Annotated in this window: 18 protein-coding genes; 13 read left to right on the forward strand and 5 right to left on the reverse strand. The window is 65.7% G+C overall.

Translation table 11 applies throughout. From position 1 onward, the window contains the following. Positions 1-34 precede the first annotated feature (34 nt). From hisC to TX80_RS01000, 10 genes are all read left to right on the forward strand, one after another. Positions 35-1,186 (forward strand): histidinol-phosphate transaminase, encoded by a 1,152-nt coding sequence (hisC, locus tag TX80_RS00950; protein WP_049920981.1) that lies wholly within the window; start codon positions 35-37, stop codon positions 1,184-1,186. After that, positions 1,183-1,719 (forward strand): adenylate kinase family protein, encoded by a 537-nt coding sequence (locus tag TX80_RS00955; RefSeq protein ID WP_049920982.1) that lies wholly within the window; start codon positions 1,183-1,185, stop codon positions 1,717-1,719. Before hisC ends, TX80_RS00955 begins: the two co-directional genes overlap by 4 nt. Next, positions 1,716-2,327 carry a CDP-alcohol phosphatidyltransferase family protein gene (locus TX80_RS00960; RefSeq protein WP_049920983.1) on the forward strand — a complete coding sequence of 204 codons (612 nt, stop codon included), beginning with the start codon at positions 1,716-1,718 and terminating at the stop codon, positions 2,325-2,327. Before TX80_RS00955 ends, TX80_RS00960 begins: the two co-directional genes overlap by 4 nt. 62 nt (positions 2,328-2,389) lie before the next feature. Then, complete coding sequence (locus TX80_RS18380) at positions 2,390-2,947, forward strand: multiprotein bridging factor aMBF1 (RefSeq protein ID WP_081661371.1); 558 nt, start codon at positions 2,390-2,392, stop codon at positions 2,945-2,947. 135 nt (positions 2,948-3,082) lie between these two features. Beyond that, entirely contained in the window at positions 3,083-3,727 is a 645-nt protein-coding gene (gene tpiA, locus TX80_RS00975; RefSeq protein ID WP_049920987.1) for a triose-phosphate isomerase, read from the forward strand. A 59-nt stretch (positions 3,728-3,786) separates the two neighbouring features. Further along, on the forward strand, positions 3,787-4,200 hold the full coding sequence (locus TX80_RS00980; protein ID WP_049920988.1) for a hypothetical protein: 414 nt from the start codon (positions 3,787-3,789) through the stop codon (positions 4,198-4,200). A 73-nt stretch (positions 4,201-4,273) separates the two neighbouring features. Then, on the forward strand, positions 4,274-4,885 hold the full coding sequence (locus TX80_RS00985) for a toll/interleukin-1 receptor domain-containing protein (RefSeq protein WP_049920990.1): 612 nt from the start codon (positions 4,274-4,276) through the stop codon (positions 4,883-4,885). 324 nt (positions 4,886-5,209) lie between these two features. After that, a complete protein-coding gene (locus TX80_RS00990) occupies positions 5,210-5,626 on the forward strand; it encodes a DUF3054 domain-containing protein (protein WP_049920991.1) in 417 nt (138 codons plus the stop codon). A gap of 278 nt (positions 5,627-5,904) precedes the next feature. Then, the gene (locus TX80_RS00995; RefSeq protein WP_049920992.1) at positions 5,905-6,120 is read left to right on the forward strand and encodes a hypothetical protein; all 216 of its coding nucleotides are present in this window, start codon (positions 5,905-5,907) and stop codon (positions 6,118-6,120) included. 48 nt (positions 6,121-6,168) lie between these two features. Next, on the forward strand, positions 6,169-7,167 hold the full coding sequence (locus TX80_RS01000; protein WP_049920993.1) for an ornithine cyclodeaminase family protein: 999 nt from the start codon (positions 6,169-6,171) through the stop codon (positions 7,165-7,167). A 39-nt stretch (positions 7,168-7,206) separates the two neighbouring features. On the opposite strand, the gene TX80_RS01005 is transcribed toward TX80_RS01000, so the two are convergent. Both TX80_RS01005 and TX80_RS01010 read right to left on the reverse strand, forming a co-directional pair. Next, positions 7,207-8,628, reverse strand: coding sequence for a zinc ribbon domain-containing protein (locus tag TX80_RS01005; protein ID WP_049920995.1), 1,422 nt, complete (start codon positions 8,626-8,628; stop codon positions 7,207-7,209). Further along, complete coding sequence (locus tag TX80_RS01010) at positions 8,628-9,806, reverse strand: thiolase domain-containing protein (RefSeq protein ID WP_049920996.1); 1,179 nt, start codon at positions 9,804-9,806, stop codon at positions 8,628-8,630. The genes TX80_RS01005 and TX80_RS01010 overlap by 1 nt, the downstream gene beginning before the upstream one ends. Positions 9,807-9,913: 107 nt before the next feature. On the opposite strand from TX80_RS01010, the gene TX80_RS01015 reads away from it, so the two are divergent. From TX80_RS01015 to TX80_RS01025, 3 genes are all read left to right on the forward strand, one after another. Next, positions 9,914-11,257, forward strand: coding sequence for a 4Fe-4S binding protein (locus tag TX80_RS01015; protein ID WP_049920997.1), 1,344 nt, complete (start codon positions 9,914-9,916; stop codon positions 11,255-11,257). Positions 11,258-11,335: 78 nt separating this feature from the next. Beyond that, a complete protein-coding gene (locus TX80_RS01020; RefSeq protein ID WP_049920998.1) occupies positions 11,336-12,439 on the forward strand; it encodes a SagB/ThcOx family dehydrogenase in 1,104 nt (367 codons plus the stop codon). 3 nt (positions 12,440-12,442) lie between these two features. Then, positions 12,443-13,702: an MFS transporter gene (locus tag TX80_RS01025; RefSeq protein WP_049920999.1), complete on the forward strand. Its 1,260-nt coding sequence runs from the start codon at positions 12,443-12,445 to the stop codon at positions 13,700-13,702. Between the two features lie 25 nt (positions 13,703-13,727). Here the strand turns inward: TX80_RS01025 and TX80_RS01030 are convergent, their stop codons facing one another. The 3 genes from TX80_RS01030 to TX80_RS01040 form a co-directional block, all read right to left on the reverse strand. Further along, positions 13,728-14,426 (reverse strand): SDR family NAD(P)-dependent oxidoreductase, encoded by a 699-nt coding sequence (locus TX80_RS01030; protein ID WP_049921001.1) that lies wholly within the window; start codon positions 14,424-14,426, stop codon positions 13,728-13,730. A 30-nt stretch (positions 14,427-14,456) separates the two neighbouring features. After that, entirely contained in the window at positions 14,457-15,536 is a 1,080-nt protein-coding gene (locus tag TX80_RS01035; protein WP_049921002.1) for a nitroreductase family protein, read from the reverse strand. A 352-nt stretch (positions 15,537-15,888) separates the two neighbouring features. Then, positions 15,889-16,266, reverse strand: coding sequence for a helix-turn-helix domain-containing protein (locus TX80_RS01040; protein ID WP_049922142.1), 378 nt, complete (start codon positions 16,264-16,266; stop codon positions 15,889-15,891). Between the last annotated feature and the right edge of the window lie 331 nt (positions 16,267-16,597).

Below are 16,597 nucleotides of genomic sequence, written 5' to 3' on the forward strand. Positions count from 1 at the left end.
CACCCTTAAGAGCCACCGGCAACAGGATTGGCGTATGAAACCGCGCGACCTGTCCGATCACGTCGCCTACGAGGCGGGTCGAGGCATCGAGGAAGTCGCCCGCGAACTCGGGCGCGATCCCTCGGAGTTCGTCAAACTCGCCTCGAACGAGAACCCACACGGGCCGTCGCCGGCGGCCGCCGTGGCGATCCGCGAGGCCGCCTCGAGCGCCAGTTCCTATCCGAAAGCCGCCCACGCGGACCTCACCGCGGCGCTTGCCGACCGCTGGGGCGTCGACGAGGAGCAGATCTGGCTGGCAAACGGCGGGGACGGAGCGATCGACTACCTCTCGCGGGCCACGCTCGAGCCCGGCGAGACGGCGCTGGTTCCGACGCCGGGCTTTGCGTACTACGGAATGAGTTCCCGGTTCCACCACGGTGGCGTCCGCGAGTACGCGCTCGAGCGCGAGGACGACTTCGCCCAGACCGCCGAAACCGTCCGCTCGGCGTACGACGGCGATCGGCTGGTCTATCTCACGAGCCCGCACAACCCCACTGGATCGACCATTCCGCTCGAGGAGATCGCCGCACTCGCCGACGCGACCGACGATGAGACGCTGCTGGTCGTCGACGAAGCCTACGGCGAGTTCGCCGACCGCGATAGCGCCGTCTCGCTGCTCGAGGGTCGGAACGGGTTCGATTCTCGCGACGACGTCGCCGTGTTGCGGACGTTCTCGAAGGCCTACGGACTGGCCGGCGTTCGGCTCGGTTACGCCGTCGCCCCCGAGGAATGGGCCGACGCCTACGCCCGCGTGAACACGCCCTTCGCCGCGAGCGAACTCGCCTGCCGGGCGGGCCTCGCCGCCATCGAGGACGACGAACACGTCGAACGCACCGTCGAAACGGTCCGCGAGTCCCGTGCGTCCATGTGCGAGGAGATCGATGCCCACGTCTGGGACAGCGAGGGGAACTTCGTGCTCGTCGACGTCGGCGATGCCACCGCCGTCGCCGAGGAGATGCAGGAACGGGGCGTCATCGTCCGTGACTGTACGAGTTTCGGACTGCCGGGCTGTGTTCGGATCACGTGTGGCACCGAGGCGGAGACCGAACGGGCGGTCGAGACGATAAACGACGTTCTCGCGGACCGCGACGAACCGGCGGCCGTCGATGCCGACGAAAGCGCCGACACGGAGGTGCCCGACACGTGAGACTCGTCGTGACGGGCACGCCGGGCACCGGGAAGACGACCGCGACCCGACGGCTCGCGTCCCGACTCGAGGCCGACGACTCGCTGCCGGCGCTCGAGGTCGTCCACCTCAACGAGGTGCTCGAAGACGAAGGGCTATACACCGAGGTCGACGCCGAGCGGGAGAGCAAGGTCGCGGACCTCGACGCCCTCGCGGAACGGCTCGAGGGGCGGGACGACGCCGTCATCGAGTCACACCTCGCCCACCACTTCGAGGCCGACCGCGTTGCCGTCCTTCGGTGCCATCCGGAGACGCTCGAGGATCGCCTCCGAGAACGCGGCGAATCAGAGGCGAAGGCCCGCGAGAACGCCGAAAGCGAGGCGCTCGATGTCATCCTCTCGGAGGCCGTCGAGGCCCACGGGCTCGAGTCGGTCTACGAGATCGAGACGACCGAGCGCGATCCCGACGCGGTTGCGGACGAACTCGAGGCCGTCATCACGGGGGAGCGAGCGCCAAGCGCCGGAGCGGTCGACTTCGTGGGGTATCTCGGATGACGCTCGATAAGTTCCGGCCGTACGTTTCCCGATTCCTCGACCCGTTCGTCAAGGGGTTCGACCGCGCCGGACTGACTCCGAACGGGGTGAGCGTCCTCGCGTTCGGAATGGCCGTCCTCGCCGCAGTCGGGTTCTTCCTCGGCGGTCGAGCGGACCCGATCTGGTACGTCGCGGCGGCGACGCTGGTGTTTCTCAACGGGTGGCTCGACATCGTCGACGGCGCGCTCGCTCGCAGACAGGACGTCGCGTCGGCCGCCGGGGATCTGCTCGATCACGTTCTCGATCGGTACGCCGACATCGTCATCATCGGCGGGCTGGCCGCAGGCGTCGCGGACTACCTGCTCGGCTTTCTCGCGGTGACCGGCGTCGTGTTGACCTCGTATCTCGGAACGCAGGCACAGGCCGTCGGCCTCGATCGGGTCTACGGCGGTCTCGTCGGGCGGGCCGACCGGCTGGCGATCATCGGGATCGTCGGCTTCCTCGCGTACCCGATTCCCGGCGAGTACGGCGGGCTCACGTTGATCGGCTGGCTGCTCGTGTTCCTCGCGGCCGTCGGGCACCTGACCGCGCTCCAGCGGTTCGCTTACGCCTGGTCGGCCCTCGACTGAAACCGCTTTCGTGGCGGACTCTCGCCGCATGGTTTATCACCCGCCGCGATATAGATTCTCGCATGGTTCAGTGTGAGATGTGTGGCGCTGAGACGTCGTCCCCGAAGACCATCAAAGTCGAGGGTGCGCAGCTCGACGTCTGTGCGAACTGCACCGACTTCGGAACCGAAGTCACGCAGTCCTCGAGTTCGAGCACGTCGACCAAGTACTCGACCGGGTCGGGATCGTCCGGGGGTTCGAGCGGCACGTCGACGGCGTCGGGATCGTCCGGGGGGTCGAGCGGCACTGCGAGTTCGTCGTCGGGTTCGCAGCACCGCTCGGACATGTTCGACGACATGGACCAGCTCGCGACCGACTACGACGAGCGCGTTCGGACGGCCCGCGAGAAGAACGGACTCAGTCAGTCCGACCTCGCGAACGAGCTCAATGAGAAGGCGAGTCTCATCCGGAAGATCGAACGCGGCGACACCCTCCCGAGCGACCGCGTCCAGTCCAAACTCGAGCGGTTCCTCGAGATCGACCTGAGCGCCGAAGGAAGCTCCGGCGAGGATTCGGAGTGGTCCGGCGGCTCCTCCTCGGGCAGTTATACCCTCGGTGACGTCGTCAAGCGCAAGGACTGATCGGCGTCGGCGTCGTTGTCACCGTCCAGTCGGTCCCGCCGTTCGACGGACGGGCCGGGAGGCAATTCCGGGTTCGACCGATACCGACATCACTGACTCGCAAGCTATTTCTATCCCGGGACGGCCTTCTCTCCTATGTTCGTTCTCGTTAACCTGAAGACGTATCCGTGCGATCCGATCGCGGTCGCGGAGGCGGTCCGCGACGTCGACGAAACGACCGACGCCCGGCTGGCCGTCGCGCCACAGGCGGCCCACATCGAACGCGTCGCCGAGACCGGCGTCGAGACGTGGGCCCAGCACGTCGATCCCATCGAGCACGGGAGCAACACCGGCCACACGCTCGCCGAGTCCGTCGCGGATGCCGGTGCGGTCGGAACCCTGATCAACCACTCCGAACGGCGACTGAAACTGGCGACCATCGACGGTGCCGTCCGGGCGGCCAACCGGGCGGACCTCGAGACCGTCGTCTGTGCGAACAACCCGGCCCAGATCGGTGCCGCCGCGGCGCTTGGCCCCGACGCCGTCGCCGTCGAGCCGCCGGAACTGATCGGGACGGGAACGCCGGTCAGTCAGGCCGACCCCGATATCGTCGAGGACGCCGTCGGGGCGGCCGAAAACGTCGATCCCGATGTCTCGGTGCTCTGTGGGGCCGGGATCAGCACCGGCGACGACGTCGTCGCCGCCGGGGACCTCGGTGCCGAGGGCGTGTTGCTCGCAAGCGGCGTCGCGAAAGCCGACGACCCCCGCGCCGCGCTCGAGGATCTCGTCGACCCGCTCTGAGCGAAGTCGAACGGACGGTTCGACCGCGTGTTTTTCAGCCGCCCCCTCGAAGACGTCGTATGACCGACCAGCGGCCGGTGGCGGTCGCGCTCGAGAATCGGCTGATGAGCCACGGGATCTACGTGACGAGCGTTACACGGCTGACCGACGAACCACACGGTTCCGACGCCTGCGACGAGTCGCCGATCGTCGACGGTGCCGGAATCGCCCTCGAGTACGAGACCGTCGCCGAGACGCCCGCCGTCACGAGCGACGAGGTCGGGGCGGTGCTCCGGACGGTGCTTGCGGTCGCCGAGCAACGGGACTGGCGACCGGGCAGGCTCGAGGCGACGTCGCTGACGACCGACGGCGACGAACGCGGGTGTTGGCACGTCGAGCGCGAGTGGTTCGATCGACTTTCCGACGGCCTCTCGGAGGTGGAGTTCTCACGGCGCGTTCTCGAGACGGTTCGATCCCCGTCGAGCGACGGGTAGCCGCGTACACATAGAGATATTTACCTCGCAGTCTTTATAATGATTCACTCTCCTCTTTTCTCTAGATTATCGTATGACCGGAGAACAGGTCTTCGTTTCGCATGCCCCCGGAGACCTCGAACTCGTGCAGGAACTGTTCTCCACGGTCAAGAACTTCCCGTTCGGCGTCCACATCGCGCTCGAAGAGGTCGAGTCCGGACGCTCGCGCAAGCGCCTCGAAGGACGACTAGCCAACAGCGACATCGTCGTCGCGGTGTTGACCGATCGTGCGTCCAACAGCCAGTGGGTTAACCAGGAGACCGGCTACGCGCTGGCGAAGGGGATCCCCGTGTTGCCCCTCTACGACGACGAGCACCACCGCGGCGGCTTCATCAGCGACGTCGAGGGCGTGAAGATCGATCGGGAAAACCCCTCGGTGACGATCTTCAATCTCCTCTGTCGACTTCGTAGCGAACTCGCGCCGCTTGGTGCGCTTTCGGTTCCGAACTGGTACATCCGGTTCCCGTGTACGATCCCGAACTGCGACCACCCGGTCACGCTTGCGATCGAGCGAGACCAGACGAAACTCTGGAAACTCCACCGACACGGACAACTCCTCTCGGCCACCTGCGAGAACTGCGGTTCGACCTACTACTTCAACCCCGGAACCATCGGATACGTCCGCCGGGAGGACAGCGTCCGCTGACCGGCTCGAGACCGGACTGACGGGTAGCGCGTCCCACCGACAGTCCAGCGGCTGTTATCGCGTCCGTACCGCAGCCCGGTCGTCCGACGCCGGTCGTCCGCCCGCCTGAAAGCAGCCAATAACGAAGTGTCGCGACGATATGGGAACGACCGTGCGAGGGCGTCCCTCGCACGAACCGCTCCGTCCGTTGGGCGCGCTCGGCGACGCCAGTCGCCGGGCTCCTCCTCCACTGTCGGACTTTCAACCGTATTTCGGCGGCCGGACCGGCTCTGTTCACCGCGACAAACCGGGACACCAATAGGGGTGCGTGATGGATCATCCGCTATGGACGCTGCAGTTCGAACCGGTGGTCACGAGCGCGCTCTCGGACGGGAAACGCTGGTGCTCGGCCTCGTCGACGTTGGCATCCTCGCCGCGTTGATCCTCTTCGGACGGAGCCACCACTACGAGACGGTCGGTGCGCCGCTTGCGTCGCTCGAGACGATCACACCCTTCGTGATCGGCTGGATCGTCGTCGCGCTGCTCTCTGGCCTCTATACGCGACGGTTCACGTCGGTAGTGGAGGCGGCTCGAACCACGGCGGTCGTCTGGATCGCCGCGGCGAACGTCGGACTCATCCTCCGCTCGTCGCCGGCTTTCGAGGGGAGCGCAGTCTGGCCGTTCGGCCTCGTGATCACTGGCTTCGGCTTGCTCGTTCTGGTCGGCTGGCGGGTCGGCTACACGAGTTACGTCACGTCCTGAACGGAATCCCCCCGGTAACAGGGGAGAGATGTCACGAAATAGTCGAGTTGTTTTCCGCCGCTTTCGTCGGACATACACCCATGACAGTCGAAATATCTCCCTGCGTATTCCATCCAGCCCTTAATTAAACAGGGTTATATTTGATCAAAGTATTGGTGAAATAATTCACTGATAAGTTATAGAAATCCACCATTGCAAATACGAATTAGAAACGAATCTACTATTGCCCGATTATGGGAAACACTTATATGGCTATTCGTCCTACTATTGGATAGATTATGACTGGATATTACGACATTGTTCTTGGCCTCATCCCAGTCGCACTGCTCGGTATCACCGCAGCGCTTACGCTCGTGGGTCTGTCGCTGACGGCTGCGGTGCCGATCGGGGCGTTCGTTGCGATGGCGATTATCGGACATGCGATGTTCGTCAATACGCCAGCAGACGTTTCCGACGAGGCCCAGTCCGCTCGTCCGCCGCTTAATGCGGACTGATTTTCTGCTACCGCTGTCTTTTCCCCTTTCCGTTCCCTTCCGTCGAGTATGACTGAAACCCTGTTTCTCACGAGTAGCGACGTTAGCGATCTCGCGACGCCCGCCGAGTACGTCGACGCCGTCCGAGACGGGTATCGTCAGCGCGGCGAGGGTGCGCCCGCCCAGCCGCGGTCGAAGTTCCTCCGTGCCGATCCGGAGGGGATGTTCACGGCGTACGCCGCCATCCTTCCCGATACCGGCGCGATGGGTGGGTACATGTATAGCGCCGGCTTCGGTGCCACTGACGGCTGGTTCATGTCGCCGCTTTTCGACGCCGACAGCGGCGAACCCCTCGCGCTCCTCGACGGCGCGAGCATGAACCCGTTCAAAACCGGTGCGGCCGGTGCCGTCGCCGTCGACGAACTCGCGCGCGACGACGCTGCCACGCTCGCGGTCATCGGCAGCGGCGCGCAGGCACGCGGCCAGGTCCACGCAACCGCGACGGTCCGGGACTTCGACGAGGTTCGCGTCTACTCGCCGACGCCCGAGAACCGCGAGGCCTTCGCCGCCGACTTCGACGACGAATTCGAAGCGACGGTCCGAGCGGTCGACTCGAGCGAGGAAGCCGTCTCGGGTGCGGACGTCGTCATCACGGCGACGCAGGCCAGCGAGCCGGTCTTCGACGGCGACGACCTCGAGCCGGGCACACACGTCACCGCGATGGGACAGTACTCACCCGAGAAGCGCGAACTGGATACGACGACGATCGAGCGGGCGACGTACGTCCCCGACCTGCGGGAGCGGGCGACGTTCGACTCGGGGGAGTTCCTGACGGCGCTCGAGGAGGGGGCGGTAAGCGAGGACGACATCCACGCCGAACTCGGGGAGATCGTCGCCGGCGAAGCGCCCGGCCGGACGAGCGACGACGAGATCACGGTCTTCGACAGCGGCGGAACGGGCATCGAGACCGTCGCGTCGGCGTACATGCTCTACGAGAACGCGCTCGAGGAGGACCGCGGAACGACCATCGAGTTCGCGCCGGCGAGCGAGGCGCTGACCGGGAACTGATCGCCAAAAACGGGTAGTCGAAATCGCCGGCCCGCCGCGCTACTCCGCGGGCCGGACTTTGAATCCGTAGCGCGTGACGCCTTCCTGCGTGTAGATCCGCCGAATCGTCGTCTCGACTCTGTCGCCGACCGAAAACGCCGCGGGATCGGCGTCGGTCCCCATCGCAGGGACGCTGACGGTCTCCGTCCCGTGGCCGGTCTCGAGCGCGACGATCGCGGCCGCGTAGTCGCCCGAGCGGGCCTGCTGCTCGGCGAACTCCGGCGGGGCACCCCCTTGTGAGATCGTGGTAACGGCTTCGATAGTGCCACGTCCCGGAAGCTCGAGGCGGTCGTACTCGGCGAGCGCGCCGCAGTCGTCGCAACTCCCTGCCGGCGGGAACGAGAGCGTGCCACACGCCGAACAGCGGCCGGCCTCAAGGCGGTACCGCTGGGGGATCGACCGTCGCCAGGAGGGGACGCTTACGTACGCACCCCCGCCTGCGGGCGGTCCGGTCGTCACGACGCCGCGTTGGCGCAGGTAGGCGGCGTACGAGAGGGGATCGTCCCCCTCGAGGGCCGTTTTCGCGGGCACGTCGCCGGTCGACTCCACGACGAAGGCGTCAGCACCCGCGCCGCTGCCGTGAGAGACCGCGAGGACGGATTCGGAGCCGTCCGCGAGGGCGCTTGCCAGCGAGACGGGGACGCTCGCAGCGCCGAGGTCGCCCAGTTCGTGGACCGTCGCGGCGGCCCGGATCTCGTCGGTGCCGACGCCGGCCGCGCTCGCCGCGCGATAGGGGAGTTTCCCGTCGGGGGCCTGAATCGCCGCGGCGTCGGGTTCCGGGTCGGTCTCGAGGCCGTCGACGGCACCGCCGATCGTCTCGGTGAACGCGTGTCGATCGTACTGGGTCACGCCCAGTCCCGTGGTCTCTTCCGTCCCGGTGGTACGGAACCGGGTTCCCGGGTACGGAGCCGCGTACTCGGCGGTGTCGACGATTTCGGACGGCCCGTCGCCCTCGAGTACGAGCGCCGCGGCCCCCGCGCCGGCGGCGTGGTCGATGTCGTCGTCCGGACTGCCCCGCGGCGCGTCGGCGGCGACGACGAGGGCGGTCTCGTCGGTCCCGAGGGCGTCCATCCCCGCACGGAGCGCCCGCGTTCCGGCCCGCGTGCTGTCGGTAAACCCGTGTCGGGTCGCCGACTCCGGAACGGCGAGCATCGCGCCGAGGCGAGCCGTCAGGTCCGTCTCGGCCACCGGCGGGCGCGAGGCGGCGAACGCGAGCCAGTCGACGGTTGCTCCGTCGCGGTCGGCAGCCTCGAGCGCCCGCGTTGCGGCTTCGTAACCCATCGTCAGCGGGTCCTCGTCGGCCGCGGGGACCGCCTTTTGCTCGATACCGGCGGCCCGGAACTGGCCCCACGCTTCTTCGAACGCCGCTGCGCTGATTCGGAACCGCGGCGCGTACGCGCCGACGCCGGTAATGGCGGTCATTACGCGCTCACCTCCCGGTCCTTCTCGAAGACGTGGACGACGGCGGCACCGCCGCTGCCGCCGACGTTGTGCGTGAGCCCGCGTTCGGGGGATTCGAGCTGTCGTTCCCCCGCCGTCCCCGAGAGCTGTTTGAACGCCTCGACGACCTGTCCGGCACCCGTCGCGCCGATCGGATGGCCCTTCGATTTGAGCCCGCCCGAGGTGTTGACCGGCAAGTCGCCGCCGAGTTCGGTCGTGCCGGCGTCGATCAACTGCCCGGCTTCGCCGCGCTCGCAGAACCCGAGGTCCTCGTAGGCCAGCAGTTCGGCGATGGCAAAGCAGTCGTGAACCTCCGCGAAGTCGAGGTCGTCGGGGCCGATACCGGCCATCTCGTAGGCCGTTTCGGCCGCCCGCTGGCTCGCGGGGACGCCGGTGTAGGAATCGCGCTGAAAGAGGCCGACGCTGTCGCTGCCAGCGCCAACGCCGGCGATCCGGATCGGATCGGCGGTGTACTCCGCAACGACGTCCTCGCTGACGATCACCGCGCACGCGGCCCCGTCGGAGGTCGGACAGCAGTGATAGAGGTTCAGGGGGTCCGCGACGACCGGTGCCGACCGGGCGTCCTCGAGCGAGCACTCGAACCCCAGTTGCGCGTGCGGGTTCTTCGCGCCGTTGGCGTGGTTTTTCACCGCGACCCGGGAGAGCTGTTCGCGCGTGGTGCCGTACTTCTCCATGTGGACCGACGCCATCTGGGCGTAGACCCCGGAGAAGGTGGTTCCCGAGAGCCGTTCCCACTCGGTCTCGCCGGAGACGCCGAGCCAGTACTTCGTCGCGTCCGAACTCGTGTCGGACATGACCTCGAACCCGCCCGCGAGGACGACGTCTGCCATCCCCGACTTGACCGCCTGCACGGCCTGCCGGACGGCGAAGCCGCTGGCTGCGCAGGCGTTCTCGACCCGCGTACAGGGGACGCCGTCGAGGCCGACGTGTTCGGTCACGGCCGGTCCCGAGAGGCCGAGTTGCCGGCCGCCGACTCCGAGCGTGCCGACGAACGCCTCGTCGATATCGCTCGTCTCGAGCCCCCGTGGAACGCTGGCGCTGGCCGCCTCGAAGGCCGTTCGGAACAGCGATCGGTAACTCTCCTCCGGGAACGCCCCGTACTCCGATTGCCCCGCGCCGACGAGATAGGCGTCTCGCATACCCGTGGGTGAGATCCCCCAGTATAAAAGATGTACATGCTCTCGGCCCCGTAGCGTTCGATCGTCGCACCAAACGATTGACAGTTGCTCGGGTGGAAGCTGGCACGATGACAGCGGACCAGTCCCCGGATCGGAGTATTTCCATCACGAATAACAGGATCGTTCGGTTCCTGTTCACGAGCAAACGCGTACAGCACGCCGTCAATCTGGTCACCGTCGCGGTGTTCTTCTACGCGATCTACCGGGCCGCAGTCGGACCGACGGACCCGAGTCGGAACTTCGGGAGCGTCGCGTTCTTCGGGTTCTGGTGGGCACCGATCATGATCCTCAGCCTCCTGTTTTTCGGGCGGATCTGGTGTTACTTCTGCCCGCTGGGGGCGATCGTCCGGTTCACCCAGCGGTTCGGTCTTCGACGTCACTTTCCGATGTACACGCAGTCGAAACGAACCGTCTTCGGACTGCAGCTTTCGATCCTCTCGCTGACGGCGGTTACGTTTATCCTCGCGCGGTGGGGCATGGCCGACCTCGGCGTCTCGTACTCTCCCGGTCGCGTCCCCTACTACTGGCTTGCCATCGTCGGGGTCGCCGTGGCCGTGAGCCTCGTCTACCAGCGACAGGCGTTCTGTCGGTACGTCTGTCCCGCCACGGGCGTCATGAGCGTCACCGCGAAGTTCTCCCCGCTCGAGGTCGCCCAGAACAGGGAAACCGGGGTCACGTGCGCCACGCTCGAGTACAAAAGCGACTACCTGAGCACCGATCGCCGGTGTACCGCCTGCATGAAGTGTACGTCACAACAGCCGGACGAAGACGTGGAGCTACGGTTTCGCTGGCCCGGAGCCAAGGCGGTCACCGAACGGATTCCGCTCGTCGACGAGGCGATCATCGCGCTCGTCATCTGGGGTTCGATTCCGATCAACTTCGTGCTGGGCAGCGCCATCCTGACCGCCCTCAGTGGGCGGTTTCCGAGCCTGCTCGTCTCGACGACGGCCTATCTCGCGAGCGTGATCGCGGCGCTCGTCGCGTTCGCCGCCGCTAACAAACTGGCAAGCGCGTGGAGCGGGGTCGACTGGGAACCGTCGTTCACGAAGTTCGGACTCAGTTACGCGCCGCTCGGCCTGATGTGGGCACTCGGGGATTTCGTCATCGCGGGATTGCTGGAAAACGGCGGCCATACGGTGAACGTTCTCGCGCAGGGACTGGGGATTCCGCTGTCGCTCCCCGCGGGAGCCAGTCCGTCGGTCGTCTCGGCGTGGGTGTCGGTCTTCGTCACCGGCTGGCTGTGGCTCGCGGTGCTCTGGAGCGGGGCGATCGCCTGGCAAGTTGCGACGGTGCTGACCGACTCGAAACGACGAGCGCTGAAGGCGTTTGCCCCGCACTTCGCGTTGATGACGACCAGTACCTTCGGCCTCGTCGTCGGCGTCGTGACCGGGGTATCCTACCCGATCGCCTAGCTCGAACGGCATGTTCCTGCCGTTCGATCCGCCATCCGCACCAGAACCATTATATTACCCATCGTGAATGAATGATTCATGACAGAATGTGACGAATACAGGCCGAACGAACTGCTGTCCGTCACCACCGAACAGGCCGGCTGGAAGGACGAGCCGTCGCTGTTGGCCGTCGATCCGTTCGCCACCCGAACGTTCGAACTCTCGAGTGCCGACCTCCTCCGGGGACTCGCGGAACTCGGCGGCGGCCGCTCCAGAGACGGCATCGAGACGACGCTACAGGAGACGCTGGATCTCTCGGCCGACGAGGCCGCCGATCTCTTCGCTCAACTGGTCGAGGCGGGGCTCCTCCGGTCGGGACACCGCCGCGAGAGCCGGGTCGACGCGTGGGACGCGAACGGGTGGCAGCCAGCGCTTGAGTACCACGAATACGTTCGCGACTATCAGTTCATCGACGAGGCGGTCGAGGAGTCCGAGCACGAAGACATCGAGGGGATGGAAACCGAGATCATGCAGACATACCGGGCACAGGAGGAGCCGCCGGCCATCTACAGGGAGTACGACGTCGACGAGCGGATCGAACTCCCGTCGCCCGAGGACGCCGACCGGGTATCCGTCGCGGATGCGCTGTCGACGTCGCTGTTCGGGCGTGCCGATCCGGCCGACGGCACGCTCGACGAACGGACCCTCTCGGCGGTCCTGTTCTACGCGTTCGGGGAAACGGGCACCCTCCAGACGGAACATCAGGGGCCGAAGCTCACGAAGCCGGTGCCGTCGGGCGGCGCACGCCATCCGACCGAGGGCTACGTGGCCGTGTTCGACGGGGCGGCGCTTCCCGCCGGGGTGTATCACTACTCGGTTCGAGACCACGCCCTTGAACGCCTCTCGGATACCGCTCCGGAAAAACCCCTGCTATGGGGTATCGACGCCGATCCCGCGGCGTTGATCGGCTGTTCGTCGGTCGTCGAACGGAGCATGTGGCGGTACCGAGAGCCACGGACGTACCGCGTCCTCTTGCACGATATCGGCCACGTCCTCGAGACGCTCCGGCTCACCGCTCGAGCACACGGGGTGTCGACGATGACCGGCTTCAAGTTCGACGACGACTACCTCGAGGAACTCTTCGGTCTCGAGCACGCCGATGAGCCGCTGCTCGCCTACGCTACACTGTCGACCGATCAATAAGCCGTGCTCGACGAGTCTCCGTTCACGCCGGCCGTCGACCGCGCTCGAAGCGACGTCCGGCGATACTACCTCTATCAGGCGACGATGAGTCAGGGGTTTATCGCCCCCATCATTATCGAATACGTCCTGCATCGCGGCCTGTCCTATTCGGCGGTCGGCCTCCTGACCGCGCTCTTTACGCTCACGACGTTACTCGGCGAAGTTCCTGCCGGCTATCTCGGCGATCGGCTGGGTCGCCGAACGATGCTCGTCGCCGGGAGTTTGCTGACGATCGTTGCCATGCTTTCGTTCGGCCTCTCGGGGACGTTCTCCGGCTTCCTCGTTGCATACGTCGTGTGGGCGATCGGGATCGTCCTTCGATCCGGCGTCGCCTCCGCGTGGTTGTACGATACGCTGACGCAGACCTCCGAGGCCGAGCAGTTCACCGCGGTCCAGGGCCGGGCGAAGGCGTTCGAGCTAGTGGTGAGTGCGATCACGGCCCTGCTGGGAGCGTGGCTGGCGACGATCGACTGGTTGTACCCGTTCCTCGGGAACGCCGGCCTCTATCTCCTCAGTATCGGGGCGGTTCTGGGACTCTCGACGTCGGTCGGCGACCGTTCCGACGCCGAGACGTTCACCCCGTTCGATGCGGTCCCGGCCGTCCGCGAGTTCCTGTCGGTTCCGGGTCTCCGTGCCTTCGTCGTCTACAGCGGGCTGTTTACGGCGTATCTTAGCCTCGTCGCGACGTTTACGCAACCGGTGGCGACGAGCGTCGGCGTCACCATCGCGCAACTCGGCTGGCTCTATGCGGGGTTTTCTCTGGTGTCCGCGGCACTCACCTTCTTCTCGGGAGCGATCGAACGGATCGTCGGGATCAGGTCGTGGTTTCTGGGTGCTCCGCTTTTCATCGGTTCCCTGTTCGTCGTCGCCCCGGTGTATCCGCTCGTCGCGCTTTTCGCTCTGGTCGCCTGTCGAGCCGCCCGAAACGTCAGCAAACCGCTTCAGGAGCAGTACCTGAACTATCACGCCGATTCGATCGGACGCGCGACGATCCTCTCGACGGTCGTGATGATCTCGATGACGTTCATGATCGGCTTCAGAGCCCTCGGGGGGCTGCTGGCCGACGTTACGTCGCCGATCAATATGCTTGCGATGATGACCGTCGCCATGCTCGCGGGACTGTGGCTCATCGTCGCCGTCGAATCGCCCGTTCCGGCGGAGTTAGTTCCGTCCGCCGGGTCCTGTGACGACGGCGTCGCTACCGGCACCGAGGTAAACGAGTGATCGCTCGAGGACCACGAAACACGGCTCAAGACGACCGCAAATCGACTTCGGTCGTCCGCGACCGTGGCGGCTGCTGGGCGAGGTGCCGGTAGGTCGTCGCGACCTCGTCCGGGTCGAGCAGCGACGACCGGTCGACGCCCGGCATCGCCCGACGGGTCCGTGGCGTGTCGATTCCGCCGTGGAGCACGACGTGGGCGACGTGGATCCCCTCCGGACCAAGCTCCTTCGCCATCCCGCGGGCGAGCCCTCGGACGGCGAACTTCGCACTGCTGAACCCGACCGAATCCGCTCTGGCTCGTTTTCCGGCGTCGGCCCCGGTAAAGATGATCGTCCCGTCGTTTCGCTCGCGCATGGCGGGGACGACAGCCTGCGAACAGCGGAACGCGCCGAGGACACACCCTCGCCACATCTCCTCGAACTGCGTGGCGGAAAGGGCAGAAACCCCGCCGGCGTAGACGGTGGCCGCGTGATTGACGAGCACGTCGACGACGCCGAGTTCCGCCCGTATCTCCTCGAACGCCCGGTTTACGTCCGCGGGATCGGTCACGTCTGCCTGAACCGGACACGCCGCGGTCCCCTCGTCCTCGAGCGCCGCGGCGAGCGGGTCGATCGTCTCGGTCGTTCGGGCGAGCAAGCCGACGGACCAGCCGTGGTCGGCGAACTCGCGGACGATAGAAGCGCTCAGCCCCGGCCCGACGCCGGCGACGACCACGACTCGGCTCATCGGTGCTCACCTCGATCGGAGCCCGCCATTTCACTCACCGATCGCGACCAGATACGTGATCGCTTCCTCGTCCCCGTCGACGCCGAGGAGCGCGTCGATCCGCGTGTCTTTGAGCGCCGGTGTCACGAAGTTGCGCAACCGCAGCGCCGTCGCCACGAGGATGAGCCGATGGGCGTGTTCCGAGACGTGAACGTAACTGTTCCGGAGCCCGCGGGGTTTCGGACACCACCGCTGATCGTGGGCGAACACCGAACCGAAAAACACCGAGACGGCAGCATCGGCGTGGTGGCGCTGCCGGTGTGCAGCGTCGGTAACGGCCTCGTCCGCCGCTTCGACGGTGTCGAACTCGCGGATCAAGTACAAGGTGTGTTCCCGAATATCGTATCCGTAGACCCCCGGCGGAACGTCTCGACACCGCTGGACGACGGGATAGACACACAACCCCGCTCGCCGGATGGCTCCGGGTTCGGTCTCGGAAAGCGGCGTTTCCTCGAGATGATCGAAGCCTTCCCGTACTGGGTCGAACGAATGCCACAGCACCGTCGATAGCGTCGTCAGGTCCAGTTCGGTCCCGCCGAAGTTTCGATGGGTCCGTCGCCGCAGCGCAACCGTTCGAAGCGACTCGTCGGGGAGTTCGTCGGGATCGGGAAGGTCGATACGCGGTCTATCACGATCGGTCACGGACGGGGGCTCGAGACGCGTTTCGCTCCGACTCGTCCGTTCGTCGGATTCGCCGGCCGCCGTCGGTCGGTCGACGTCGGCCGTACGGGTGCGTAAGTGATAGAAAAGCGCCCGCTGCCAGCCCTTTTCCATCCACTGCCGATACGCGACGAAGTTCTCGTGATCGCTCGGCAGCAAGAACCCGGTCTCGAGCAGCGTCTCGAGGAGGTCGTCCGCCGCCTTCGGGTCGCTCTCGAGGGTATCACTGACGAACGTTCGAATGTCGTCCTTCGAACGGGCCGTCAACGCGTACTCGAGAACCGCCACGATATCGACGCCGTCGAGTTCGTACGTCGTCGCCGTTCCGTCGACGACGACGGTCCCACGTATCGCACCCTCGGTCGTTCCGTTCCAGTCGAACTGCACGAGGTTGTTCGTTCTAACGTCCATTTGCGTTGGATATCACGTGTTCAGGTACTCATAAATCGGAAATCCACGGGCGCTACCGGTCCGACGCCGTCCCGTCGGTGGCCGGCTCCCGGTAGCGTCGCCGTGGATCGTCCGGGGCCGTCAGTCGTCGGACTCGACGACCTTGTGGTGTTGGTGGAGTGCCGGTTCTTCGTCGTCGTCGACCTCTTCGATGTCGTACTCTGACATGGGTGTTACACCCACTCAATACATCGGACGTTTTGGTGTAAAAAATTATGGTATAATTATAGAAATCAACGGCCTGTCGTCCGGGGGTGGCGGTTCTGTCGCTCATGACGGCACGGGAAATCGAATCGCGACGACTGGGAACGGCTCACGATCGTTCTTTGAGGCCGCGTTCGCGAGTCGCCTCGAGCACCGATCCGACGAGCGTCGCCTCGGCCGCCCGGAGTCGCTGGGACAGAGCCGACTTCGAAATCGAGAGTTCCGTCGCGAGGGACTCGAGGTTTGCCCGCCGCGGTCGATCGAAGTAGCCGCGCTCGCAAGCCAACTCGAGGGCTTCCCACTGCTTGGGCGTCACGTCGCGGACGTCGATCCTGAGCGATTCGGGTCGACGGTCGGCATCGGGCGACTGTGTGGACACGACGCGCGCGTCGACGACGTCGTCGACGCAATCGATCAACTCCCTGATCGACTCGTCGTCGGTAACCGTGACCGTAACCCGTATTCGATCGGTATCGGTCCCCGTCATCGGCCGACACCCGATAGCCGGAGCCATACGTGGGGAGGTCGGTTTCCCGCTGGCGCGTTCCGCCCGGGAACATTACGGTTGGAAACAGCCGCCCGTGACAGTCGAATCGGATTGTGCATAGTTTGCGGTCGCTCGATGAAAGCTGCTCGTCGCTTCGGCTTACCCTTTTGCATGGTTCTGATCGGTTCGGAACGCGGGTCGGTCTCGAGCCGAAACCGCTCACGGGTCCGCGTCGTAGACGTCGCGAGTGGGTTCTCCCTCGACGTCGATCTCGGCGAGCGCGCCCCGGCGAGTCGTCCGTGTGAGTGCGTGGTCGACGATCTTGACGGGG

Source organism: Halopiger djelfimassiliensis, from assembly GCF_000455365.1.
In the GTDB taxonomy this organism is placed as follows: domain Archaea; phylum Halobacteriota; class Halobacteria; order Halobacteriales; family Natrialbaceae; genus Halopiger_B; species Halopiger_B djelfimassiliensis.